Annotated in this window: 22 protein-coding genes; 18 read left to right on the top strand and 4 right to left on the bottom strand. The window is 41.0% G+C overall.

Annotated elements, in window-relative coordinates:
* The first annotated feature begins 12 nt into the window (after nucleotides 1–12).
* The 6 genes from MHI14_RS23245 (at nucleotide 13) to MHI14_RS23220 (ending at nucleotide 7,033) form a co-directional block, all read left to right on the top strand.
* Entirely contained in the window at nucleotides 13–612 is a 600-nt protein-coding gene (locus MHI14_RS23245) for a hypothetical protein (RefSeq protein ID WP_076290089.1), read from the top strand.
* A gap of 194 nt (nucleotides 613–806) precedes the next feature.
* On the top strand, nucleotides 807–1,646 hold the full coding sequence (locus MHI14_RS23240; protein ID WP_143764754.1) for a hypothetical protein: 840 nt from the start codon (nucleotides 807–809) through the stop codon (nucleotides 1,644–1,646).
* Nucleotides 1,647–2,299: 653 nt separating this feature from the next.
* Nucleotides 2,300–3,409, top strand: coding sequence for a hypothetical protein (locus tag MHI14_RS23235; RefSeq protein WP_341131319.1), 1,110 nt, complete (start codon nucleotides 2,300–2,302; stop codon nucleotides 3,407–3,409).
* 154 nt (nucleotides 3,410–3,563) lie between these two features.
* Entirely contained in the window at nucleotides 3,564–5,948 is a 2,385-nt protein-coding gene (locus tag MHI14_RS23230) for an SEC-C metal-binding domain-containing protein (protein WP_076290086.1), read from the top strand.
* Between the two features lie 536 nt (nucleotides 5,949–6,484).
* Nucleotides 6,485–6,670, top strand: a complete 186-nt coding sequence (locus MHI14_RS23225) for a hypothetical protein (protein ID WP_076290085.1) — start codon at nucleotides 6,485–6,487, stop codon at nucleotides 6,668–6,670.
* 36 nt (nucleotides 6,671–6,706) lie between these two features.
* Nucleotides 6,707–7,033, top strand: a complete 327-nt coding sequence (locus MHI14_RS23220) for a hypothetical protein (RefSeq protein WP_143764752.1) — start codon at nucleotides 6,707–6,709, stop codon at nucleotides 7,031–7,033.
* 100 nt (nucleotides 7,034–7,133) lie between these two features.
* On the opposite strand, the gene MHI14_RS23215 is transcribed toward MHI14_RS23220, so the two are convergent.
* From MHI14_RS23215 to MHI14_RS23205, 3 genes are all read right to left on the bottom strand, one after another.
* The gene (locus MHI14_RS23215) at nucleotides 7,134–8,813 is read right to left on the bottom strand and encodes an ABC transporter substrate-binding protein (RefSeq protein WP_076290083.1); all 1,680 of its coding nucleotides are present in this window, start codon (nucleotides 8,811–8,813) and stop codon (nucleotides 7,134–7,136) included.
* 347 nt (nucleotides 8,814–9,160) lie between these two features.
* Entirely contained in the window at nucleotides 9,161–10,771 is a 1,611-nt protein-coding gene (locus MHI14_RS23210) for a response regulator transcription factor (RefSeq protein ID WP_341131318.1), read from the bottom strand.
* Between the two features lie 308 nt (nucleotides 10,772–11,079).
* Entirely contained in the window at nucleotides 11,080–12,891 is a 1,812-nt protein-coding gene (locus tag MHI14_RS23205) for a sensor histidine kinase (protein ID WP_341131317.1), read from the bottom strand.
* 170 nt (nucleotides 12,892–13,061) lie between these two features.
* On the opposite strand from MHI14_RS23205, the gene MHI14_RS23200 reads away from it, so the two are divergent.
* The 6 genes from MHI14_RS23200 (at nucleotide 13,062) to MHI14_RS23175 (ending at nucleotide 18,953) form a co-directional block, all read left to right on the top strand.
* Complete coding sequence (locus MHI14_RS23200; RefSeq protein ID WP_370739087.1) at nucleotides 13,062–14,024, top strand: ABC transporter permease; 963 nt, start codon at nucleotides 13,062–13,064, stop codon at nucleotides 14,022–14,024.
* 16 nt (nucleotides 14,025–14,040) lie between these two features.
* On the top strand, nucleotides 14,041–14,913 hold the full coding sequence (locus tag MHI14_RS23195) for a carbohydrate ABC transporter permease (protein WP_047842119.1): 873 nt from the start codon (nucleotides 14,041–14,043) through the stop codon (nucleotides 14,911–14,913).
* A 197-nt stretch (nucleotides 14,914–15,110) separates the two neighbouring features.
* Nucleotides 15,111–15,767 carry a hypothetical protein gene (locus tag MHI14_RS23190; protein WP_341131316.1) on the top strand — a complete coding sequence of 219 codons (657 nt, stop codon included), beginning with the start codon at nucleotides 15,111–15,113 and terminating at the stop codon, nucleotides 15,765–15,767.
* Between the two features lie 43 nt (nucleotides 15,768–15,810).
* Nucleotides 15,811–16,278: a GNAT family N-acetyltransferase gene (locus MHI14_RS23185; protein WP_076252701.1), complete on the top strand. Its 468-nt coding sequence runs from the start codon at nucleotides 15,811–15,813 to the stop codon at nucleotides 16,276–16,278.
* A gap of 119 nt (nucleotides 16,279–16,397) precedes the next feature.
* Entirely contained in the window at nucleotides 16,398–18,014 is a 1,617-nt protein-coding gene (locus tag MHI14_RS23180; protein WP_341131747.1) for a xylulokinase, read from the top strand.
* A 297-nt stretch (nucleotides 18,015–18,311) separates the two neighbouring features.
* Nucleotides 18,312–18,953, top strand: a complete 642-nt coding sequence (locus MHI14_RS23175; protein WP_341131315.1) for a FusB/FusC family EF-G-binding protein — start codon at nucleotides 18,312–18,314, stop codon at nucleotides 18,951–18,953.
* 128 nt (nucleotides 18,954–19,081) lie between these two features.
* On the opposite strand, the gene MHI14_RS23170 is transcribed toward MHI14_RS23175, so the two are convergent.
* Nucleotides 19,082–19,669 carry an NAD(P)H oxidoreductase gene (locus MHI14_RS23170; protein WP_341131746.1) on the bottom strand — a complete coding sequence of 196 codons (588 nt, stop codon included), beginning with the start codon at nucleotides 19,667–19,669 and terminating at the stop codon, nucleotides 19,082–19,084.
* 245 nt (nucleotides 19,670–19,914) lie between these two features.
* On the opposite strand from MHI14_RS23170, the gene MHI14_RS23165 reads away from it, so the two are divergent.
* The 6 genes from MHI14_RS23165 (at nucleotide 19,915) to MHI14_RS23140 (ending at nucleotide 24,347) form a co-directional block, all read left to right on the top strand.
* Complete coding sequence (locus MHI14_RS23165) at nucleotides 19,915–20,313, top strand: winged helix-turn-helix transcriptional regulator (RefSeq protein ID WP_047842123.1); 399 nt, start codon at nucleotides 19,915–19,917, stop codon at nucleotides 20,311–20,313.
* 14 nt (nucleotides 20,314–20,327) lie between these two features.
* On the top strand, nucleotides 20,328–20,804 hold the full coding sequence (locus MHI14_RS23160; protein ID WP_341131314.1) for an NUDIX hydrolase: 477 nt from the start codon (nucleotides 20,328–20,330) through the stop codon (nucleotides 20,802–20,804).
* A gap of 549 nt (nucleotides 20,805–21,353) precedes the next feature.
* Nucleotides 21,354–22,217, top strand: a complete 864-nt coding sequence (locus tag MHI14_RS23155) for a DUF4085 family protein (RefSeq protein ID WP_341131313.1) — start codon at nucleotides 21,354–21,356, stop codon at nucleotides 22,215–22,217.
* Nucleotides 22,218–22,547: 330 nt separating this feature from the next.
* Entirely contained in the window at nucleotides 22,548–22,763 is a 216-nt protein-coding gene (locus tag MHI14_RS23150) for a hypothetical protein (protein WP_341131312.1), read from the top strand.
* Nucleotides 22,764–22,806: 43 nt separating this feature from the next.
* Nucleotides 22,807–23,355 (top strand): HAD-IIIA family hydrolase, encoded by a 549-nt coding sequence (locus tag MHI14_RS23145; RefSeq protein WP_341131311.1) that lies wholly within the window; start codon nucleotides 22,807–22,809, stop codon nucleotides 23,353–23,355.
* A gap of 128 nt (nucleotides 23,356–23,483) precedes the next feature.
* Nucleotides 23,484–24,347: a phosphotransferase gene (locus MHI14_RS23140; protein ID WP_341131310.1), complete on the top strand. Its 864-nt coding sequence runs from the start codon at nucleotides 23,484–23,486 to the stop codon at nucleotides 24,345–24,347.
* Nucleotides 24,348–24,365: the final 18 nt, after the last annotated feature.

The raw sequence follows: 24,365 nt of genomic DNA, 5'->3' as shown, positions 1-24,365 counted from the left end.
AGGACAAATGAAATGGAACAAGAAATGTTGCTTAGAAGAAATACTTTATATAATAAATATGAATCATTGAAAAGTTATTTTGATACCTCTGTTGGAAATATAAATCTAGATGATGATATTGAGCACGAATATAACTATTTTGATTATAAAAAGAAAAATGTCGACATACCTCAGTATATTCTATGTTCTTTATTTGTAACTTGGTTTTCATTCATAGAAGTAGAAATTCGTAATATAGTAATGTATTCATTAGATAATAAAAAAACCGACATTGAACAGTTTAGATATTGTGGTTTAGATCATATAAGAAAATTCTTTGTTAAAAATGATGTAGAAGTTGATAGTTCTTTGTGGGTTAAAATGAATATTCTAAAAGATATTCGCAACAGAATAGTACATGAAGGTCCATTTTTCAATGTTTTCAGTCAACGAATTTCAGAGGAATGCAAAGAATATATTGAGTCTAATAAATTGTATAGAAGCGAATCTAAATCTATTTTTCAAGCAAACTCTGAATTTATAGAAGAGGTTTTAATATTTGGAAATGAATTTTTAGAGAGCAATATTAAAGACTTAAGTAAGTTAATTCAAGATGGTATCAACTACACATAACATAATATTCACGCTACGGGTATACGCCCTGGGTCCGACATTTGTCGGACACCCAGCATACACTGGGTGAATACAGGAACGTTATAAGAAATCCTCCGAAGCGTTGAAGCATTAATAATAAATGTTTAAAGAAGGTGCTAATCTTGCTATTACCACACTATGGTATTGATCAAGAAGTGAGGAAAGTTCCATTGATGATCGAAAAAGCGCTCAATCAATTAAGAAGCCATAATTATTCTATTCACAGTAATTGTAGATTTGAAGAATATAAAAAAAGAACTTTCAATAATTATATCAATGCTATAGCTTCTAAAAACTATGAGATGATCAATGAAAATTATAAAAATGTACTACAAGGGTATAAAGACTACTGGGAATTAATAACGATTGCAAATTCGAAAAATGTTTTATCATGTACAGACAAAACTGTACGAAGTGAAATTCAATCCATATTTAGTGGAGGGATTATTGAAAATAATAAAGATACCAAACCATGGAATTATCAATTTCAATATTACCTAAGTTCAATATTTGAAAGGTCTGGGCTTCAAGTGAAACTTGAGGAACCAGACTTCACATTTAATTTCAAAGCAAAAAAATATGCAGTAGCTGCTAAAAGATTAAATGGGCGAGGAAGTATTGAACAAAACATAAAAGAAGCAGAAGCTCAGATAAAAAAGACTAATCACTACGGATTTATTGCACTTTCGCTTGATAAAATCTATAAAAATATGAACACAGTAGAAACTTTTGATCATGCAGATAAGTCAGTGAGAACTGCCAACGAATTAATCCAAATAATTATTAAAGAGCAGATACATTGGAAACAGTTTAGGGACCGATCTAGTCAAGTGCTCGGAATAATTGCACATATAGGATTTCCGTTTTTATTAAAATCAGATAAACCCATATTTGAATTAGGCTATACAGCATACACAATGTTTTTACCAATAAGAGAAGCAGATTCTTCAGAGTGGAATGAAGTCATTGCAATAAATAATGCCCTTCAGAAATTCAATATACAAATTACTTGATCGTTTATCACGGAAGTTGAGGACATCTTATAACATAATATTCACGCTGCGGACACTCGTCCTTGGTCCGGCATTAGCCGGACACCCAGCATGCGCTGAGTCATGAATGCAGGAACGTTATATGATAGAAATGATGGACAACAAATAGAATAAAAGAAAAATACAAGAAAGCAGATAAGAACACTTGTACGCAGATGTCAATACAGGTAAAATACAGATACAATTGAATCTTGGGTGGGTATGGTTTTCCTTCGAAGGGAGGTGAAAGATGCAATGACTCTGAAAGAGAAAGTAAAAACCCACCCCAAGGTTGATAGCCGAAGGTGGGTTTTTGTCCTGATTTGACTTAAGAAGGGATAGACCATTCAAGCCAATTGTACTGACCAAGTGTTCGCTGCACTCGGTTTTTATTTAAGAATATGATAACACGTCGAAAAAGTTGACATCAAAATAAAATGAGTAATGAAAAAAAGCAGGTTAGTAAGCAAGCTCGAACAAGAATCATCATCATATAACAACATATTCAAGCTACGACTCCTTCGGAGCCTGGGTATGCGGGATGTATTTCGAAGAGCATATCAACAGAAAACCCTTTCGGGGTTAATGAATACACAAATGTTAGGTGAAATACAATTAGCAGAGACGGAGGCAATATGGATAAATTAACTATTGCAAAGTATAAAAATGGATACATAAAAATTTCAGATTACAATAGATCAATACATAAACAAGGAGAGATTTTTTGTCCATTCTGTGAACCTTCTTTAGAAGTAACTGGAGTGCAAAATGAATTTTTTAGAGCATTACCAGGTAGAGGTGGACATAGTTGCAAGAGAACAACAGTGGAATATTTTAATACTGAATGGGAAGGACAAAAATTAATTGAAACACTTAGCGGCAATGAGGGAGAAATCAAAATTATTATTGATCTTAATACTTTAAGAAGACAGGGGGATAGATTTAGTAATAAAAAAATAGTTAAGCCTAACGAAAATACATCGGCTAAAGAAGTTGAAAAGTACAATAAATATACAACTTATAAAAAAATATTTAGAGATATTATAAGAACAGTTTCGCAAATGAAAAATCTTCTTGAAAAAAATGCAATTGATGAATTAGGTAAAATCAAATTTAAATACAAAACAGGAAACGAAGAATTAGGGATTAATGAAGTAGTTATTCTAGCAGATGAGCTTAATAAGAGTCTGCATTCCAAGGAAAGATTCGTCATATATATTGTTCAAAGCATTAAAGTCAGCAAAGGGAAAATCTATATAAACTCTTATGAAATCGGTGGGAAGAGTATTACAACTTCCTTTATATATCCAGCCAAAAAGAATGAAACAAACATCAAAAAAGACGACATGATCATAGCTTTCGGAAAGATTAGTTATTACGAGCCTACAGATCAGTATTATTTAAATACACTTAGTGATTTAAATGTAAGTGTAATCAAAGATGAAGATTTGCTTTTAAGATTTAGTAGTAAAGAGATTAAAGAGAAAAAAATAGTAAATAGTAAGAAAGAAAGTACTAAAAATAATGTAAACAGTTTAGCTAAGTCTTCTACTGATATAAAAAGTGAGCGTGATATTATATCAATTAATATTCCAGAAACGAAAAAAACAATGAAAAATAAAGAAGATTCCTCTCCACCTATAGAAGTTACAAAACAGCTTTTAAAACAAATGGAACCAGTCAACGAAATAGGAGGTTTTAAGAAATTAATCAAAAAATTTAGCGATTATTTTAAGCGTGCCTAATTGGATTGAATTTTTTACAAAATATTCACGCTGCGCACATTCGTTCTTAGTTCGGCTTGGTTGGGGATCGCCGGACACCCAGCATACACTGGGTCGTGAATACAGAGACGTTAGGTGAGATTAGATTTCTAATCCATGTTAAGAGGTGATAGTTTTGATAAATATAGAATTAGACTATTTTGCTATAAAATGTGCTAATGGCCACCTTAATGAATGTACAAATGATGTATGCAAGGAATGTGGTATATCACTTGAGGATCAACGACAATCTGTTGATCCGTATGTAGAATCTCGCAAATTATTATTGGACAATGTATTATCATGCATTGAAAATAGGGAATTGGAATATAAAGAGTTAAAAAAAGCTATTAGAAAGGGTATAAGAACTAAGAATTGCTATGAGAATGAAATGGAAAAAGTTTCGGAGTATATTAGTATACTAAGTAACGAATTAAGGTTTGACATTTTCTACTCAATAAATATGACACAGGAGGGTATTAAGTTAGTTGAAACTAATCAAATTATTAATGACATAAACACATTTTTGATTAAATTATATGTTCTATTAGGTGAGGTCACTTTATTTGAGCCTACTAAAGTTTTTAGAAATATTCACAAAAGGCTTCTTCTTACGGTTATTGCCTATAAGGAATCCATCGTTGAACTAATCATGTCAACTATTGCCTTGAACATTGACGATGCTATGAAATTGAAAGACACTTCACAGGTAAAGTTGGATAATTCAGCGCAAGAATTAAAAATACTTTCAAGTATATTTGGTGCTCGCAATATCGAAAATGTAACTGATTTGTTTCAGAATGGTGAATTAAATCACTCTGCTATATTAGGAATGGTATGGCAAACCTCCAATGAAGGAACGATTGAAGAGAAAATTAGTGATGTGTGCGAGCAAACAAGTTACTATTTTCGATCAATTTTATCTAGAGATAAAGAACACTATTCAAATGATGATCTATTAAAACTATCTATCTACAAGTATGTTGGTACTATAGCTTTTGATGATGAAAGTTTCTTTAGGAAGGTAAGTATCGCATACAAAACTTATGAGAAAGCCTTTGAAAAGAATAATAGCTTAGTTTGTGAGTTTCTTAGCCGATATACTGCAAAATACAAGTATATGTTTAAAAAGTTAAGTGACCTTTCAATAGCTATTGGATTTGTTTTTGGTCATAATCCTTCTAGTCATGTTCTTATGACAAATGGACTGAAATGGTATAAAGATCTATGTGAGGGGATATATCGTGATTCTATGATTTTTTTGTTATTGGCAAGTTGCGTAGATAGGGAAAAGAGTTTTGATATCGATGAATTAATTGAATGGACCGGATTTGGTGATATTTGTGGTCAGTTTGCATCACTAACAAATTATAAGCTTAACTACTTTGTTGAAGGTGTAGATAGTATCATACGTCATTCTGAAGCGCATGTAGATTATGATATAGATATAGACAATCAAAGGGTAATACTAAGGAATAGACAAAAGAAAACCAAAACTATCTCCACTAAAGAGTATAGTTTTGATAATTTCTTCGACCAAATCAATCTACTATCTGAGACAGTGTATTCTTCGATTGCAGCATTTACGGTTTTTCTAATTAACAATAAGTATCGAATTGATAATGTAGATTCCTATTTAGCAGAAGATGAAGTGACAAACAAATCACTTGAAGCATACGCTGTATTAGGCTTATTTGGTATCGTAATAGACCAAGAGAGTGAAAATGACAGCGCAATGGAGTTATCTGGTATGTATATTGGAGAAGTTGAACAGTTCTCGTTCGAATCGATTCTAGCGATTTTTGCACCATTAGTTCAGGCAAAACCTCATTTAACCGATGTTAAACTTGAATTGAGTGATCAAGAAGGTGAAAAATTTGGGCATATTAAAGTCAGAACGGACTATATTCTAAACTCAATGAATGAGAACGGAATCAAAAAAAAATGTTGGATATTACTGTATATGTACACTACCAAAATTCAAAGCAGATATGAGTCTTGTCAAGTAGAGAAGAAGAACGATGATAGATTCTTATCAGGTATTCTTCAGTTCATATTTCCTATCTTCGAAGAAATTAATAATGAGAAAAAAAGAATTATTCGAACTGGGAAAGTTTATACTGCTCAATTTGTAGAGGCAATTGATCAAATAAAATATGTTGAAATGATTACAGGTGAATATTTGGAGTATTCGAGTGAACCAAGGTTATTTCGTCATGTAATTCAAATTCTCAAAAATATTTATACAGCTATATATATAATTATAGAGCACGATTCTAACCCCAGTATTAACTTAGATGTAGAATTCAAGAAAATATCGAAAGAAATGATGAATGTAGCACACACTACTGAATACTTATCAGGAGAAATAAGTGAAATGGAACTTTTCTTTAATTATTCAGAAGAAGGTAAGCAATTGTACAAAAACGTTACGCTTAATTCACCTTGCCCTTGTGGAAGCGGGAAAAAATACAAAAAATGTTGTAAGAATCATAAACTAACGAGTCAGAACATCACATAACACAGCAGCATCCTATGAAATAGTTTCTTGAGCAGAGACATTTCTCTCTTTTTTCGCTGAAGCTTTAAAAAGAAGTAACGCCATGATGGCCTTAGAGAAATGAAATTAGGTGATGGAAATAAACCATGAAGTGTTGAAGGCTTATGCTGAGGCTGAAGATCTTAAGGAGTACTCCATAACCAAAAAGTTCAGACCAACGATGAGAATATCAAATAGATATTATGGCTAAAGTCATGGCCTTATCTGTAAGTTTTAAAGCTATTATCGAATGCAAGCGTTAAACAAGACCTGTAGAACGTGAAAAATCGTGGTTTTAGCGGATAAGGTACGAAGTTTTTACACCGAAGGTTTATATCGGTGTTTTTTATTTTTAATTCGATTTCCGCATTAAAGCAATCACGGTTTATCTTACAATTTGGATTAGACAAAAGTATTAGTATACAACATCGGATATAGATAATCGCATTAAAATTGACTGCTCACGTCTAGTCTTAACAAGACTTGGCGTAGTTTAGACCCATCAGAGAGGTGGATTTATGAGCCGGTTGCTTGACTTATTGGAAGAGGAACGGCGCAAGCTTAATCAGCTTGGTGAGGCATCCTTGAAGCAAGCGATTCCGTTGTGGGACAACCCCGAAGTGCAAGAACAGAGCCGAAGGGTGGACGAACTGGTGGCCCGAGTGGGTGAAATGAAGGCGAGACGTAACCGAGTTGTACGATGATGAATGAGGTACATAACGTGTAGGGGAGGAGAAGACTTGGAACTTCCACCATGGTTGCAACAAGCGATCCAGGCAAGGCTAGATGAAGTATCTGCCCGAATCGAGCATGACCCTGAGTTGAGTCGTGTACGTGAGGAAAAGGACGAAGCGTTCGAAGGATTGTTTGCTGGCAAGGATATCGAGCAAACACCTGAATATGCTGAGTGGGAAAGCCGATACATTGTCAGTAAAGGAATAGAGAATGAGCGGTTGTATATGCAAGGGCTGAAGGATGGGATTCAGCTTACAGTATCCTTACTGGGCCAGTCGATGCTAGAGGATAGCAATACAAAGGCTCCTCAACCCTCTAACGCGAACCCATAAGACAATGGAAGCGACCTCAATCTCTACCTAAAAAACAGCCGAAGCGTGTAACTATCGCTTCGGCTGTTTTTATAATCTCTACTTTTCCAAAAACCAAATCTTACTTCGCACTTACTGACTTAAACCAATCATTCACTTCTTGCGTGATCTGATCTCCGCCATTGGATTTCCAGTTGGCGACGAATTGGTCAAAGGCATCAATTGGCAAATTGCCGTAGATGATTTTGTTGAAGGTTTCCATCTCGGACTGGCGGAGCAGGTTCCATTTGGATACCATGGTTGGTGTTGCAGCGCCAGTGAAATAGTTTTGTTTACGGATGTCGATCTGGGACATAACCACTTTACCTGCATACCAGTTTTCCGGTTTACGGAATTCGGCCATTTGTTTCTCGTAAGGTGTTTCAGGCTTCTCGCCGTTGGCCAGCTTCACGAGTGTTTTCATGTACAGATCCGGGATACGTGCTGGGCCGGTCAGGAAAGGGAATTCGTTGGAGAAGTCTTTGATCTTCTCTTTGTCACTGGTCGGTTGTCCGTCAATGATATCCCAGTCGTAACCTTTGGCGAAGCCGTATTCATACTCACTGCCCGCTTTCGGGTTAGCTAGGTTATCGAGCAAGTAGTTGTAGTACAGGAAGATGGCTTCTGGATGCTTCGCATCCTTGTTGATCATGATACTTGCGTTGACACCAGAGTTCTGCCACTTCGTACCGATCTTGCCATCTGGGCCAGCTGGAACGGGGTAAGCTTTATACTTAGAGCCAGGTACGTTCTTCAGCAGGTCAGGTGCAGGCCAGTCCGGTACCCAGTTTGCGCCAGGCAGAATGCCCGCTTTGCCAGCTGTCCAGCTTTCAGCGGATTTGCCTTCGTCCCACAGAGCGGAGTCAGCGTGGATATAACCTTTATCCATCCATTCAGCCAGCTTGGCAAGGGCTTGTTTGGCACCCGGGTTAACGGAGCCGTACTCGAGGTTGCCGTTTGCGTCTTTGTTCCATTGCTCCTCGATTGTGCCGTATGCACCGAACAACCAGTCGAGCTGACCCATCCAGGTGTTGGTGTTATTTTTCAGCGAGATCGCCAGCGGGAATACTTTGTCTGGAGACAGACCGTCCGGGTTCTCGTTTTTGAATTTGTCCATGATGTTCTCAAGGTCAGCGATGGTTTTCGGAGCTTCCAGGTTCAGCTTCTCCATCCAGTCCTCGCGGAGCCAGAGCAGTGTATCGTCGTTATCGGTGTACTCCATGATCGGCATGTTGTATTTCTTGCCGTCCTTGGTGAACGGATACCACAGTTCAGGATGTGCTGCTGCGTGATCTTTCAGAGTCTGACTCGCGTACTTGTCGAACAACTCATCGATGGCGATGAATTGACCGGAGTCGATCAGCTGATTGGTCAGTACCGCATTGGTGGGTACGGATACAAAATCAGGCAGCTTCTCGCCAGAGGCGATAGCCAGTTGCAGCTTTTGTCTGTATTGATCGTCATTGGCCGGATACCAAGTATCTTTATGCTTCATACCCAGCGTTTCAAGCATCCAGCGATCGTGCACGTTATTTTCTTTGGTATCTCCTTGCACGTATTTCTTCGGCATTAATACCGAACTGAACTCGATGGGTGGGTCGTATTTTCCTTTAGCAAAAGCAGCTTCTGCTTCCGCTGAGCCGACTGTTCCCGGCGTATTATCGCTACCATTGTCACTGGCTGTCTCGCCACTGCCGCACGCAGTGATCGTGATGAGCGCGATAACCATGAGCAGTGACCACCATGTTTTGAATTTGATCATTGTTCAATCCCCCTACGGTGTATGATCTTTACAATGTAACTGTACCAATTTGGGCGGGAGGGCATCTATATGAGTTTGTTAGTTTCCATAGGACTCTATTAGTGAATGTTCCAATGAATGTTCAAATGAAGTTCAAAAAATTCGGTTTTCAGTACCGAGAAGATGGGATAAAGCTAGAAATGGAGTAGCGGAGCGTAGGAAAACTACGTGAGCAACTACAATGTTTCCAAAGGAAACATACTTCGTAAGCCCCCGCTTATTTCGGCTGAATTCCATATTCGATGCTGATGATGCCGTGAGGCATCCTTCGTAATCAAAAGCGGATTTTTTGAACAACCTCTAAGATGTTATTTATGCTGGTCTCTGTATTCCTGCGGCGTAACGCCGAACTGACGCTTGAACACTTTGATAAAATAAGCCGGGTCCATATAACCAATCTCCATGCTGATTTCATACACTTTTTTGGTGGTCGTGACCAGCTTGTGGCAGGCCCGATCCATGCGCAGGTGCGAGATATAATCACTGATGCCTTCGCCCGTTTCGATCTTGTAGATTTTGGACAAATGGGTCGGGTGCAGATTAACATGGTCGGCCAGTACACGCAAAGACACATCCAGATGCAGGTTCTTATCCGTAAAATCCTGAATCTTCTTCACATACTCGGAACGGATGTCCTTGATCTCGTTGGACGTGCCTTCCTTGAGTTTGCCGAGCACGCTGAGCGACCATTTCCGTAATTTGCTGATGGTAGCGAAAACTTCCCCACTTTGCAAATCCTCGACATCATTGCCCATTAAAGTGGTCAGAGTGAGCTTGTTCCGATGGGCGATGTTGGTGAACGAAGCCGTGATAAGAAAACCTGCCTCCATGCAGTGCTCCCAGGATTCGGACCATTTTTCATCCAACTCCGCGCAGACCGCGAGGATTTTCTCTTCCGCGGCATCCCACTGTCCGCTCTCTAGCAAACTAATGAAGGTGGGCGGGGTGTACAGTACGTCCAAGGGACCTTGTGCCGCAGGTGTCTCGACATCACTGACACGCATGACAAATTCGCGCTCGTCTCCGACGATCTGCCGGAAATAGGCTGAAGCCTGACGGAAACGATCGTAAAGCTGATCCGGAAAGGTGAACCACTCGGTGATAACGATGGAGAGGGAGCCTTTCAGAAATTGTTTTACTTTGGATTGAAGCTGAATGGACAGCTTCTCCAGAATGGTTTCTTTGCCAATATCGCCTTTCCGTTCTTTCAACTGAAGTAAAAACACCAGATATCCGTGCTCCTCCTTCACGCCCCACACTTCCATAAACTCACCCATAATCTCTTCCGCCATATTGATGATCGCATATTCGATCAGGGTCTGATCATTGCTGTCATAGTGTCCGAATTCTTCTTCCAGCCGTACCAGCATTAAAGCAGCATCCCCGGTATGAAAGGGGAGATTGTAATTGGCGAGCTTCCGATCCCATTCGGCAGCGGCGATTCGTTGTCCCTGCAACGCCCCTAGAAGCAGTCGTCCTCGCAAATGGGGGAGATTCTCTCGCAACGTAAACTGTGTTCGTGTCAGTGAACTGACAAGTTCCCATTCGTTGTTCAATTGATCGATGGCCTTTTGCACAGCACCCATTAATTCATCGTCGGTCGGGGGCTTCAACAGATAATCTACGGCTTCGAATTGGATGGCTTTTTTGGCGTAATCAAATTCGGAATAACCTGATAACAGAATACATTTTATTTTTTTGTCCCGGATGCGGATGCGTTCGATCAGTTCAATACCTGTCATTTCAGGCATCTGAATGTCTGAGATCACGATATCGATGGGGTGGGTGTCAATCATTTGAAGTGCTTCGTGTGCCGAGTATGCTTTATGAACATGTTCGATCCCCAGTGTGTGCCAGGGCTTGGTCATGGACAGGTTATCGACCCAGTGTGCTTCATCGTCTACGATCATCATGTGCATTATAATGTCTCCCTTGGTGGTTGGTATATAAGGCCAATAATTAAAATCAAAGGATACGTGAAGTGAACAAAATCGCTACGGATTTGAAGGGTTCTTTCGATCGCTGTTCAAGCCCCATTTTCTGAATTGAAAGATTGGATGGTTAAAATGGTGCTTGAAAGGCGAACGCTTCGCTTCTCCAGAATCCCTTCAATCCTTCGCTTGAGTTCACGTAAATTCTAATCATTTATTTTAAACAAGGCCTTATATAAATGTTCGTGTAAATGGTTCGTTCAAAATCAAATAGTCAACTTATCGTTAATAACGTATCAATTTGTATCGGTATTTCCTTTATCGGAATTTGTGTCCTCTTTTGGTATCTCCCAGATGATTTCGGTTCGGAATCCGCCTAGTGGGGATGGGCCGAATAGGAGGTAGGAGTGACTGCCGAACAGGTGCGTGATTCGTTGGTGCGTATTCCAAAGGCCGCAGCCCATTTCTTCTTGTAAAGGTTCCTGCATCTTCAGGTTCAATGCCTCGTACTGTTCCGGGCTTAAGCCGGGACCATCGTCGTCGATGTATATTCTGCCAAAACCATTCAAGCGCTCCCCGGTAATTCGAATTTCCCCGGATGAATAGGACTTCGCCACACCATGTATGACGGAATTCTCCACCATCGGCTGAAGCATTAATCGTGGTACCGACTGGGCAAGCATATCCTCAGGGATATCAATGTGATACTCAATACGACCATTACGCAGCTTCTGGATATCCAGATAGTTGATCAGCAGCTTGATCTCTTCTTGTAGCGACGACGTCTCCCGTTCCATACGGGTGGTATAGCGATAATAGGCACTAAGGTTATGCGCCATGGAGACCACGGCTTGCTCGTCCTTCATCTGAGCCATGTTGATGATATAGCCAAGACAATTATATAGGAAATGCGGATTGATCTGCGCTTGTAATTGCTTCAGCGTAGCTTCCCTGGCTCTAATTTTCTCATGGAATACATTCTCGATCAGATCCTGAATCTGATGGGACATATCGTTGAACCGGCGGAACAGGAATGAGAACTCATTCTGGTTTTTGCTATGCAGTCGGACAGAATAATCCCCTTGCTCTACGCGGCGTAAGCCCTTGATCAGCTGTTTAATCGGATACTGGACATTCCGGTACAGCAGGATTGAAGCAGAGATGCCTACCACCAGCAATAAAATCATACAGGTGTAGAACAGATTCTGACTCAGCGAGATGGGTTTCAGAATCTGATACAGCGGGATGACGTCAACCAGATGCCAATCCAGATAGGTAGACTTCACGGAGCTAACCAGATATTTCTTTCCGTTCAGTTCGACCACGTCCTGTGTGGTATCCTCTGGCGAGTGTGTATCCAGATACTGAGTAAGTGCTGCGGATAACTGCTTGTCCGCGCTGCGATTGAGAATGGGGGCATTTCCTTTGTGATATAAGAAAGGATCGCCTTGTCCGCCTGCTTTATACGTATCCAGCATATTCTGAATATTCTCATAGCTGAAGCTGGCTTCAATCACCAGATTGCTTCCAGTGAGCATTCCTGGTTGGGCCAAGGAATCGGTATAAAACCAATAGAAGGAATTTAGTTCGTCCTGTGATGCGGCTCCCTGGTCCCCATAGGTCCATCGTCCACTCATATTTTTTTTCAAATACGCCTCATCATATCCTGTCGTTTGGTTGTAGTTGGCTATGACATCCTTATTCTGCTGTGAATACACCGCATATCGAGTAGGCCATATATCCGTAACGCCGGTTTGCAGCGTCATCTTCTCTTGTATCACATAACGGGTCTGCATCCGGTCATATCGATCATCCCACATGTTAAGGCCGTTGAATGCTCTGACATTGGGATCTCGGGAGAGAATCAGGCTGAAATCCATCATCTGATTGATGCGGGAGTCGATCTGACTGGACAGAAATGTGAGCTGTTTGGTGTTGGAGATCTGCAGTTCTTTGCTGACGACATCATAGGTGACGTTATTCGAGTAGGTGTACATGATCAGAATGGGGATGAACAAGACCACAATTAACAAGTTTATTTTGGCAAAAAGACTGAATCGGGATCTGGTAGTACCTTGAAAAGGCATTAAGCGCTTCCATATATGCATGAAAAGTCTCCTTCTAATTCGTGTGTAAACAACCTCTTCCGATGATACCCTAACAAAACACTATCAAGCCTAACAATGTTATATAGTCAGACCTCAGAACGGCTTGATACTATTTATATCAGAGAACCCGATCACACACAAAAACTTTTTTTGGGAACAGGAGAAGCGCTATGGAGGCTAAATTGGAGGGTAAGCGGATCCCGCAGGCAAACGTTGGGAACAAGCTGGATAAAAAGAGAAAAAAACGCTACAAACAGCCATGGATTCTGCACTTCATGGTGTTGCCGGCGGCTATTATGGTCTTTATATTTTCATACATTCCGATGTCCGGGATTTTGATGGCATTTCAAGATTATAAACCTGCACTTGGATTTTTTAATTCCGAATGGGTAGGACTGAAGCACTTCAGGTATATGTGGGAAAATGATTATTTCCTGCAAATTACGTGGAACACGCTATTTTTTGCCTGTACGAAGATCGTCATGAACTTGATCATTCCGTTTGTATTCGCCTTATTGCTTAACGAGGTACGGAAGATGGCACTGAAAAGAACAATTCAAACACTCGTGTATCTTCCTCACTTTCTGTCTTGGGTTACGTTGTCAGGCATCCTGATCGACATTCTGGCTCAGACGGGTATTGTCAATCAGTTCCTGGTTTCGGTATTCGGCATCAAACCGATCTTCTTCCTGGGGGATGGCAGCTGGTTCCGATTCACAATTATTGCGAGTGATGTCTGGAAAGAGTTTGGATTCAACACAATCATCTTCCTCGCGGCACTGTCTGGCATTAACCCTGCACTTTATGAAGCAGCTGAAGTAGATGGGGCAGGACGCTGGAAGCAAACGATGTATATTACCATCCCGGCACTGATTCCCATTGGGATTGTAATCGCAACACTGGCACTGGGTAATGTACTCAACGCCAACTTTGACCAAATCTTTAACTTATATAGTCCGTTAATTTACCAACAAGGTGATATTATCGATACGTTTGTGTATAGAGAAGGTCTGTTAAGTGGGCAGTTCAGTTTCGCTACCGCTGTGAATCTGTTCAAGTCGGTCATCAGCCTGATCCTGATTGTGATCTCGTACCGACTGGCTTACCGATTCGCCGGATATCGAATTTTCTAGAAAGGATGACAAACGAATGTACCATAAAACGATGCCTTACCGCATATTCAGCATATTCAACAATGTGTTCCTGACCATCCTTTCACTGCTCTGCTTGCTGCCTTTGTATCACTTGCTCATGGTATCACTTAGCGCATCCGCACCTGCAAATGCTGGTCTCGTCACGTTCTGGCCAATTGGATTCACACTGGAGGCGTATGCGAAGACATTTGCCAATACAAACTTCCTCTCCTCCTTATGGGTATCTGTGGAGCGGACGGTACTCGGTACTGGACTTGCGTTAATTGTTAATACGCTTGCAGCCTATGCGCTTTCCAAAGAGACGCGGGTGTTCCGCGCACGTAACATCTATCTGTGGTATTTTGTCATCACGATGCTGTTCAGCGGTGGCCTCATTCCGGGATATATCCTGATTCTGAAGCTGGGACTGATGAACACATTGCTGGCCTTGATCCTGCCGGGATTGGTTGCGGTGTTTAACATCATTCTGCTGCTGAACTTCTTCCGTACCGTTCCCAAAGATTTGGAGGAAGCTGCATTTATCGATGGTGCAGGTCACTTGCAGACGTTTATTAAAATCTATCTGCCTGTCTCCGTACCCGTTATTGCAACGGTTTCTCTCTTTATGATGGTTGGACATTGGAACGCATATTTTGACGGGATTATCTACATCCGTGATGCGGAGAAGCTGCCACTCGCGACATTCATGCAGACGATCATCGTGCAGGCCGATATGTCGAAGCTTGATCCGGAAGCGGTGAAGAACCTGTCCCAACGGACCATTCGGGCTTCGCAGATCTTTATCAGCGCGCTGCCGATCCTGCTTGTGTATCCGTTCCTGCAACGTTATTTTGTAACGGGGATTGTGGTTGGTGCTGTTAAGGAGTAGTTGAATGTAGGGGTTAGAATAGGGTTTGAAAAAGAAGTCACTGAACTGGGGAAGGCCAGGGAGGTGGCTTCTTTTTGGTGTATGGAAAAAGAACGTTGCACATATGTAGTGTATTACCTTTATTTCAATAAAATGGTACGATAAGAAAAATGAAATGCAAGTATATCCTGATTATTCCTATCGAGGAGTTGTACATAGTGAAAAAGATGATGATGTTTACACTTGCTGTAACGTTATTAAGCTGCTCCATGGCTCATACCGTTTCAAGTGCACCTAAGAAAATCAGCGTGATTTTTAATGAAAAGGAACTCCAAACACAGGCAGGAGCCGAAGCAAAAATGATAGACGGCCGAGTATATATCCCGGCTAATATCCTTCGAGGTGCAAGATTCTCGGTGGAGTATAAAAACTCAACGCTTCATCTGGTTAATAGCTATTTTCTGTACACCAGAAATTTGATGGAGATGCATGTGTTTAATCATGTCTTTACAACGCGATTCAACAAGGTGGATCAGGAAGTGGTTCACATTTTGGGCAATGTGCTGCTGGAAGAGCCGGTAGATTTCTCGAAATTACACGAGTTCATAGCGGAAGCTGAATCAAATGCGGGAATCCGACCGGAGAACTTTACTCCCGTGCTAGACTATAATTCCTTTGATTTTGGATCTGCGAGACGAAGTGTAGAAGCATACAAAAAAGCAAGTCGAGAGTTAATCGCTTATGTCGATACTGGAGACAAAGAGAGGTTGAAGTCGTTTTACGAAGAGAGAAAACAGGCACTTGAGTACTATGATTCTTACACGAATGTGTATGATCTTATTTTTAAAGCGAGTTTTACGAGTGCAGTGAGATAGAGAAGAAAATAGTAATGATGATTAGTGCAGGAGGGAATTCAAAATGGAATTTAGAAGAATAACTTGGGATAATTTTATCGAATGTATTGAACTTAAAGTTACTCCAGACCAACAAAGATTCATATCCTCGAACCAACATGCACTTGCTGAAGCGTACGTTGCCTCAGATGAGGGGCAGATTATTATTACTTTTGCAGTCTATAAGGAAGACAATATGGTAGGTTTTATTTCGATGTACTATGATGACGGGGATGGCAATTTTGATTATAGCAGTTATGGCATCTTCAAGATGATGATTGACCAGCGATACCAAGGTAAGGGATATGGTAAAGAAATGGTGGTAAAAGCAATTGAGTATGCCAGGACTTTTCCGCGAGGAAAAGCCAAAGTTGTAGAACTCACCTACAAACCTGAAAATGTAGTTGCGAAGAAAATTTATGACTCTCTTGGTTTTATTCAAACCGGTGAAATATTGGCATGTGGCGAAGTACAGGCGGTTTTAACTTTGTAATTGTCCGTTACAGCTCCAATCCTGCTCTTTCTTCATGAAATTTACACCTTGATTTGGCTATTCAACTCAACTATTCCCGAATCAGGTGGATTCCAAATTCAGAGAGGATGAAAACGATGATGGATCAAATCTTGAAACAAGCAATAGTCAGGGGAGAAACTTCGCTGGGCATTGAATTTGGATCCACACGAATCAAAGCTGTACTTATTGATCACCATTTTAATACCATCTGTTCCAGCAGTTATGAGTGGGAAAATCAATTGATTGGCGGTTACTGGACTTACCATATCGATGAAATGATTCATGGGTTGCAACAAACCTATCATCATTTAAAGCAAGAGATTGAAAAAAATTATGGTGTAACGATACAAAAAATTGGCTCAATCGGATGTTCTGCTATGATGCAGGGTTATATTGCACTTGATAAAACAGGGGAGTTATTGGTTCCGTTTCGTACATGGCGCAATGCCACAACGGGTAAGGCTGCATCAGAGCTAACCGAGAAATTCCAGTTTAAAATTCCAGAGCGTTGGAGCATCGCACATTTGTATCAAGCAATTTTGAACGGAGAAGAGCATGTCGCTAACATCAATTATATTACGACACTATCAGGTTACATACATCGGCTGTTGACTGGCAGTAAAGCTATAGGTATAGGGGATGCCTCAGGCATGTTCCCAATTGATGAATCCACACTGGGATATCATGAAGAAATGGTGAAAAAGTTTGACGATTTAATTGCCGACAAAGGCTACCCGTGGAATCTTAAAGATATTTTACCTAAAGTGTACACTGTCGGTGAACATGCCGGATATCTTAGTGAAGCTGGTGCCCGACTGTTAGATCCATCAGGTAACTTGGAATCCAATATTCCGCTGTGCCCTCCGGAAGGCGATGCTGGAACAGGGATGGTCGCTACGAATAGTGTCCAAAAACGTACGGGTAACATTTCCGTAGGTACATCGATTTTTGCCATGATTGTATTAGATAAAAACCTATCTACGGTATACCCTGAGATTGACATCGTGACTACACCTGATGGCAATCCTGTGGCTATGGTTCTTGCGAATAACTGCTCGAGCGATATTAATGCCTGGGTCGACTTGTTCCGTGAGTTTTATGAGGCGATGGGACAGAAGCCTGATATGAATCAGTTATTCAGCGTCTTGTTCAATGAAGCGCTGAAAGCTGACGCTGATGGCGGTGGCTTACTGAGCTATGGCTACTATTCAGGCGAGAACATTACAGGAATTGCAAAAGGTCGTCCGTTGTTCGTACGTTCTCCAGAGAGCCGCTTCAATCTGGCAAACTTTATGAGAGTCCATCTGTTTGCTGCGTTTGCTGCACTAAGGCTCGGGCTGGATATTCTCACACAGAAGGAGCACGTAACGATTGAGCACATTTGGGCGCATGGCGGATTGTTTAAAACCCCACGAGTCGCTCAAAAAATGTGCGCATCCGCACTGAATATTCCCGTGTCGGTCATGTCTACCGCTGGTGAAGGTGGCGCATGGGGAATGGCTATTTTGGCTTCCTACATGGTTAATAAGCAGCAGCACGAGGGTTTGGCGGAGTACCTTACTACCAAGGTGTTTATTGATGCAGAAGGACAAGAGGTTTCTCCAAATAGCGCGGATGTGAATGGATTTGCCTTGTTCATGGAGCGTTACACGGAAGGACTGGCCATTGAGCAGTCAGCGGTAGATCATTTCCTGGAGAATGGGAAGAAAGCCTGAGATGTAATTATATTTCTTGAACAGAGGAAATTGGAACGAAGCCCGTTGCCTACACTATGCAGCCCTGCTATAATTTCGATATATCTATCGTATTGGGGGTTATGACGTGGCAATATGGATGATGCCGGATTGCTCGTTCGCTAGAAAGCCTTATGCAAAGCCTGAATAGGGGCGGACTTTGTGTAGGGCGCGACAAAATGAGATTGTTTGCCCTGGAATCAACATCAACATAATGTTACATCCCGCAGGCTTTGCACCTTACTTTATTTTCTTAATAAATATAAGGGGCTGAAAGCCATGCAAACACCATTTATTCAGAATCATCAATTTAATTATATTCAAAAACAAGCTGATTTCCTGCTGAAAACGCTACGCTCGGTTGTGGATCCCAAAGTATTGGAAACCGTCCGTTATACGGTCGGCACGAATGCGGTGAGCATCTTCGATGAACTCACTATGGAGCAGAAGCAACTGCTGGAGCAGTTATCCACGTATGAGACGACACATGAATTGCAGACGTATCTGAACCAGCTGGAATCATATCTGATTCCATATCCGCAAGTATCAGTAAAGCAGATTCAAAAGCTCTTTCCGAAAGCCAAGAAGCTCAAAGTGCCCGATCTCGAATCCATCGATTATGCACATACAACCTATCTGAGATGGACTGACATTGCGACGAGCCGCTTGTTCATCGTGTATCCGTACGAAGGCAGATTCCTCGGTATTGAGGGACGGATTACACCCACGAACAAAAAAGGGTACTGCATGTTCTGTCATCGTCATCAGGAGCTTGGATTCTTCAACGTGAAGACCAAGGCTCATTCGCCGGACAACTTTTCTTCTATTGCTCAGTACGTATGCACGGATAACACAGCTTGCAACCATAGCATCACCGATATCACTATGCTGGAGAAGTTTCTTCTCTCGACAGTAAAATAATGCAAGACACACAGGCAGGGTCGCTCTTCGGAGCGACCTTTTTGCGTGTTCAAGCGTTGTGATTCGATATTGAACGTACCACAAAACTTCAGAATACATATTCGGGTCATACCTTTTTTCTCATACGATCATGAAGTCGGAATATCGTTGGCATAGTTCAGTCCCAAGTGATGTGCATGGTTCAGCAGTGCCTCATAATGCTCAGGCTTGGATTCCAACGTTTCATATAAAAACTCAACCCTCGATTGGGACACGCCGCAGTAATCGGCAATCCCCACATTGAGCAGGTTGTCGATCGATTGACCATAGTTGCGCTTCTGCACCTGTTCTTCCGTCACACCCGAAAGAGCGATCCACAATATCTGCTGATGAGGGAGCTTATTCGCGCCATAGGCAAATCCGTTGTTCATGACACGATCTACATAACCTTTCAACATGGCTGGCAGATGCCACCACCAGAGAGGAAACACAAAAGCCACAGCATCGTGTTTCTTCAATCGCTTCATCTCGGTTTCAACCTCAGGCGAGAACACCTGATTTTCTTGGGTATAGTCTGGTTCATCCATCTCTCGGAGAATCGGGTCGAATCCAATCCCATGCAAATCCAATATCTCATAACCGTGACCGGCATCGGTAAGACCCTGTGCAAAACGTTGTGCTACCTGAAAGGTCAAGGAGTCTTTTCTTGGGTGGGATACTACAACGAGTACGTTCATCTTATCTTTCACTACCTTTCTGGATTGCAGTCTTGTAGCCATAAATCAGTGGCTGATGCTATTATAAACAGGTATGAAAACATCTGGAAGTACGCACTTTGATGTTCTATAGGAAGAATGAAGTGCTATAGGAACATTAAAGTACCCTAAATGGATGCCTCGAAATAGGCTCAAATAATAGAAAAAAGAGCAATAAAAAGATTATGATTCACCTTGATATAGCCTGATTATGGAGGGGTTCAAAAATGACGGAACATGAAGACACAAACGCTACAAAGAAATATAAAGTTGGCGTGGAAGCGGCCTTGGAAGTGATGGGCGGAAAGTGGAAGCCTTTAATTATTTATCATTTGATGACAGGACGGAAACGCACGTCGGAGCTTCGAAGATTGATACCTGACATTACGCAGAAGATGCTGACAACACAGCTCAGAGGTCTGGAAAAGGATGAGATTGTGCAGCGCAAGGTATATTCGGAGGTTCCTCCCAAAGTGGAATATGAGTTAACGGACTACGGCTGGGGACTCAAGCCTGCCCTGGACCATTTATGTTATTGGGGAGAAGAGCATCTGGATAAAATCCACGGAGATAAGTTTAAAGTTTTGGAGGACTTCGATTCTGAAGAGAAGGGGGCGAGAAATTGAATGGTGCGGAGCACGTGAAACAGGTAGTCCCTATTCGTTGTGAAGGCGTGGCTGTAGTTCTGTTGAAGAAAAGCCTCGATCAATACCGTGTACTGATGCTGAAGCGGGCTGGTCGTATGTTGCATAACGAGTGGTGTTATGTTGGCGGCGGGATAGAAGAGGGCGAGAAGGCATGGGAAGCTGCACTCAGAGAAATCTACGAGGAAACAGGTATTACGGAAGTCCGGTTGTATTCTGCCAATCAATTCGAACAATATTACTCACCCATAGAGGATTATATCTATACCGCTCCTGTATTCGTAGGATATGTGGATGAAAGTCAGGTTGTCCGGTTAAATCATGAACATATCGAGTACCAATGGATGACGTTTGACGAAGCCAAAGATAATGCGGCATTGCCTGGCATTGATAACATTTTGGATTTTGTTGAAAAGCATTTTGCCAGAAAAGCCCCTTCCAAGTGGCTTCGGATTAATGAAGAGAATAATTAGGAGATGGAACTCATCACATACAAGACGATTTATCCAAGAGCATGGTTGAGCCTATTATGTATGTTGGTCATTGAAGCTATACTTTTCAGGGATGGTATTTACTATAAAAATGGTATTCTGAAGTACTCCCTGATCGTTATATTGACCTTTAATCTCGGTTATATCGTTTTCTGCTCTGGCGTTTGTTTTTCACTAAACCCAGTATTACGCTGGAAAGCGATCATGTGATTTCTATGAAACTTCAGAGATATGATGCATCTCAGATTGAGTTATTTATATGAATTACAGACGGATTGGCATCAAACTCTATGGTAAACGGTTAGTACCGATGGATCTATGTTCTTATTTTCAACGAGGTCAGGAATCCGCAGGCGTAGAAGCTGTTCATGAATGGGCCGCGCGAAACGACAAAGAAATAAAACACAAATTGTTTCAAACCTTGGGGTAGACCAGTACGTCTGTTGAGTATAAGGAATCGTTAGGGCTGAAGATTTTGGAGGAGTAGCGATGCAAAAAAAAGACTTCTAAAAATTACCAGGAGAGATGCCCATGAGATATCTAACGAAAGAATGGTATGAGCTTTGTCAGCAGACACATCTTCATTTTGGTTTAAGAGTACATAACGGAGCTTACGAGTCAGATGAGGATCTATTTTTAAGGCTGTATAAAAGAAAGGAAAAAGCACATGTGAAGCAGGAGCGAGAGCTATATAACTTGGACCCACGTTTCATGCTGGAGCATGATGGTCAAGTACTTACTCGCGTAGACAAAGCTTTCGGTGAGGAAGAAGTGACTGAAGAGGATCAGATCGTATTTCACATGCCTCCGGAAGAACGAGAGCATATCGAGAAACTCATTGCAGAATATGATGTACGTCCTCCTTTTGATGAGAAGAAATGTAAGGAAGAGTACAAAGAATCGATGGAGTGGAATTTTCAATACAAGGCGGAGAATTTGCCACAGGAAATCGTTGAACAAATTGCGGATATCCGTGTCTTTACGTTGGGTTATTGCACGAGAGAAGTTAAGCTCCAGCTGAAGAAACAGAGTGCAGAAAATAGAAGAGAAATGGAACGCATATCGAAAGAATTTAGAGAAGTGATGATCGCACAGGATATTTCCGATGAAATACATAGCCAGGTTCAATATCATGATTGTACAGTGACGGAACTGCTGACAGGGGATGAAGTGGTCATTCGTTTTGACACCCGTGGGGGCTTCACCAATATAAATAAACTCACGCTCGTTGCGCCGGAAATCCTTAAGCAAGACGGTGGGATTGTAGGCAGTTACTGGCTTTATCAAGAGCTGTATCGGATCGATAACGGATATGAGCTTCATGTTCTATTTGGTGGAGAAAATATGCCTGAATTGATTGTGCGCTGTGCTGACATTCTTGTAGAGGTAGAATGAGAGAGGCCAAGAGGATGATTACGGAGGGAATAGAGATGGAATGGACCACCAGTACCTTTGGGTATTTATCTACTCCCGTATTTGTCGTGGGTATTGCATGTTACTTCTTTCCTGATTTTCTATACAAAATATTTGTCCTGATGAGATATCGAAATATTAAACCGAATTACGAGTTTGAAGATAACCCACCCAATAGTGATATCCCTAAACATATCGAAATAATATTAAAAGTACTAGGTACCATTATGGTTATCCTGGGTATTATATGGTTTTGGTTTTCGAAAGAGTTTTATGACTTATTATTTTGACAGCAAGGAGTTGAACACCATTTTGGAGTTTTATGGAGCTTTAGTAGTATCACTTATAAGTTTTATTGTGGTTCTTATCTTTGCTGCAATTGTACGGTATGCGATAGATTCATCCAAAACATCGAAAAAGCTGGATGTATTAATCAAAGAAGTGCACTATCTGAAAACTGAAATTAAAAAACAACAACACAATAAACAGCAAGATGGCAGCAAGCATATTATCGATGAGAAAGTTTAGATGAACGACACGACTTGAAATTTTTCTAAGAAGGGAACAGACCATGATGAAACCACAGGGAAACGTACAAGCTGTTTTTATAGACAGAGATGGAACAATTGGTGGTACAGGTCATTTTATTCATCCGAGAGATTTCAGATTATACCCCAATGCTCAAGAAGCAATTATGCGTTTGAAACGAGAAAGAATTATGGTACTGGCTTTTACGAATCAATATCGAATTTCTCGTGGAGAGGCAAGTGTTGAGGATTTTGAAGAGCAATTTCGCGAGTACGGATTTGATCACTCCTATATATGTCCGCATGAGCAAGAATGCAGTTGCAGAAAGCCACAACCCGGAATGTTACTACAGGCCTCAGAGGAACACGGTTTGGATTTATCCAAATGCATCGTTATTGGAGATGTAGGAGATACAGACATGCTTGCTGCCCATGCCGTAGGAGCGACCAAGATCATGGTGAGAACAGGCTGGGGGGAATCTTCATTAACCAAATTTAGAGACAAATGGACGGAGACCGAACCTGATTATATCGCAGAGGATATTTGGGATGCCGTACAATGGATCATTGATGGAACGGAATTCAGAGAATAATTTTTAGCTCCAACCAAGAAGAACGAGCCCATTTTGAAAGATAATTCAGCGTGGAGCTGGAGCTTAATGCTCACCTTAACTTATGTTTACCAAATGAATCAAGATCCTAGTTATATGAGGAGAACCATATGTTAATTAATCCAACGATAAATGAGGTCAATAACTTATTCAAGATGCATCATATCAATGAAGAAATATCTGAAATTCAAAGTTTGTCAGGTACCACAGCTGGACGTGTTTATCGGTTGAGTACGAATCTGAATACGCAATATATTCTAAAATCGGATGAACCCGAACAGATTCACATCACCCAGCAGTTTTTGGATACGTATAAGAATTCTCCGTTATTGCCTGAAGTTTTGTTCACTGATCCGGATAACACTTATTTTATTTATACGTATATGGAAGGCACGACCCATTTCAACAGGGGACAGAAGAGAGACTGGTTAACTCGTCTGGTGAAAGAGTTATTCAATACATATGTGCGTTCTACAGATACGAAATCATGGGGGAGAGTGGAGTTCCCGCGGAGGACATGGAAGGAATTCAATCAGATTAGTATTCATGAAGCAAAGATGAATATTGGAAGTGTTTTAACGACAGATGATTATAATCTGGTTCAATCCAAAGTGGATCGGTTGTTTCATGAGGAAGAAGAGAAGTTTCTTTTGCATGGTGATACGGGGGTTCATAATTTTGTATATGATCAAGATGAACTCATCGGCGTTATTGACCCATCTCCAATGGTTGGACCTATCGTCTATGATTTCTTGTATGCTTTTAGCTCCTCGCCGGATTATATCAACACCGAAACATTATTTGCTACGTTCGAACTTTTAGAGCAAGTAGAAATGGATAAATCCAGATTGATTGAGGAAGCTCTGGTCCATCTGTATTGTCGAATTGGGCTGAGTAATAAACATCATCCTGATGATCTGCCTGAATACTTGAAGGCGTGGCAGGAATGGAAGCGATTATGTCAGGAACTTTGAACTAGCAGAGTTTTTATA

It is taken from the genome of Paenibacillus sp. FSL K6-2393, from assembly GCF_038002545.1.
Taxonomy (GTDB): Bacteria; Bacillota; Bacilli; order Paenibacillales; family Paenibacillaceae; genus Paenibacillus.
The sequence above is the reverse complement of the archived record's forward strand: the minus strand, read 5'-3'. Positions and strand labels throughout refer to the sequence as shown.

Excerpts from the sequence above, each read along its gene's own strand:
- MHI14_RS23170 (WP_341131746.1), bottom strand. The coding sequence starts at position 19,669 with ATGAACGTACTCGTTGTAGTATCCCACCCAAGAAAAGACTCCTTGACC.
- MHI14_RS23215 (WP_076290083.1), bottom strand. The coding sequence starts at position 8,813 with ATGATCAAATTCAAAACATGGTGGTCACTGCTCATGGTTATCGCGCTC.
- MHI14_RS23180 (WP_341131747.1), top strand. The coding sequence starts at position 16,398 with ATGGATCAAATCTTGAAACAAGCAATAGTCAGGGGAGAAACTTCGCTG.
- MHI14_RS23235 (WP_341131319.1), top strand. The coding sequence starts at position 2,300 with ATGGATAAATTAACTATTGCAAAGTATAAAAATGGATACATAAAAATT.
- MHI14_RS23200 (WP_370739087.1), top strand. The coding sequence starts at position 13,062 with ATGGAGGCTAAATTGGAGGGTAAGCGGATCCCGCAGGCAAACGTTGGG.
- MHI14_RS23240 (WP_143764754.1), top strand. The coding sequence starts at position 807 with ATGATCGAAAAAGCGCTCAATCAATTAAGAAGCCATAATTATTCTATT.
- MHI14_RS23195 (WP_047842119.1), top strand. The coding sequence starts at position 14,041 with ATGTACCATAAAACGATGCCTTACCGCATATTCAGCATATTCAACAAT.
- MHI14_RS23245 (WP_076290089.1), top strand. The coding sequence starts at position 13 with ATGGAACAAGAAATGTTGCTTAGAAGAAATACTTTATATAATAAATAT.
- MHI14_RS23165 (WP_047842123.1), top strand. The coding sequence starts at position 19,915 with ATGACGGAACATGAAGACACAAACGCTACAAAGAAATATAAAGTTGGC.
- MHI14_RS23205 (WP_341131317.1), bottom strand. The coding sequence starts at position 12,891 with ATGCATATATGGAAGCGCTTAATGCCTTTTCAAGGTACTACCAGATCC.
- MHI14_RS23155 (WP_341131313.1), top strand. The coding sequence starts at position 21,354 with ATGAGATATCTAACGAAAGAATGGTATGAGCTTTGTCAGCAGACACAT.
- MHI14_RS23185 (WP_076252701.1), top strand. The coding sequence starts at position 15,811 with ATGGAATTTAGAAGAATAACTTGGGATAATTTTATCGAATGTATTGAA.
- MHI14_RS23175 (WP_341131315.1), top strand. The coding sequence starts at position 18,312 with ATGCAAACACCATTTATTCAGAATCATCAATTTAATTATATTCAAAAA.
- MHI14_RS23210 (WP_341131318.1), bottom strand. The coding sequence starts at position 10,771 with ATGCACATGATGATCGTAGACGATGAAGCACACTGGGTCGATAACCTG.
- MHI14_RS23145 (WP_341131311.1), top strand. The coding sequence starts at position 22,807 with ATGATGAAACCACAGGGAAACGTACAAGCTGTTTTTATAGACAGAGAT.
- MHI14_RS23140 (WP_341131310.1), top strand. The coding sequence starts at position 23,484 with ATGTTAATTAATCCAACGATAAATGAGGTCAATAACTTATTCAAGATG.
- MHI14_RS23225 (WP_076290085.1), top strand. The coding sequence starts at position 6,485 with ATGAGCCGGTTGCTTGACTTATTGGAAGAGGAACGGCGCAAGCTTAAT.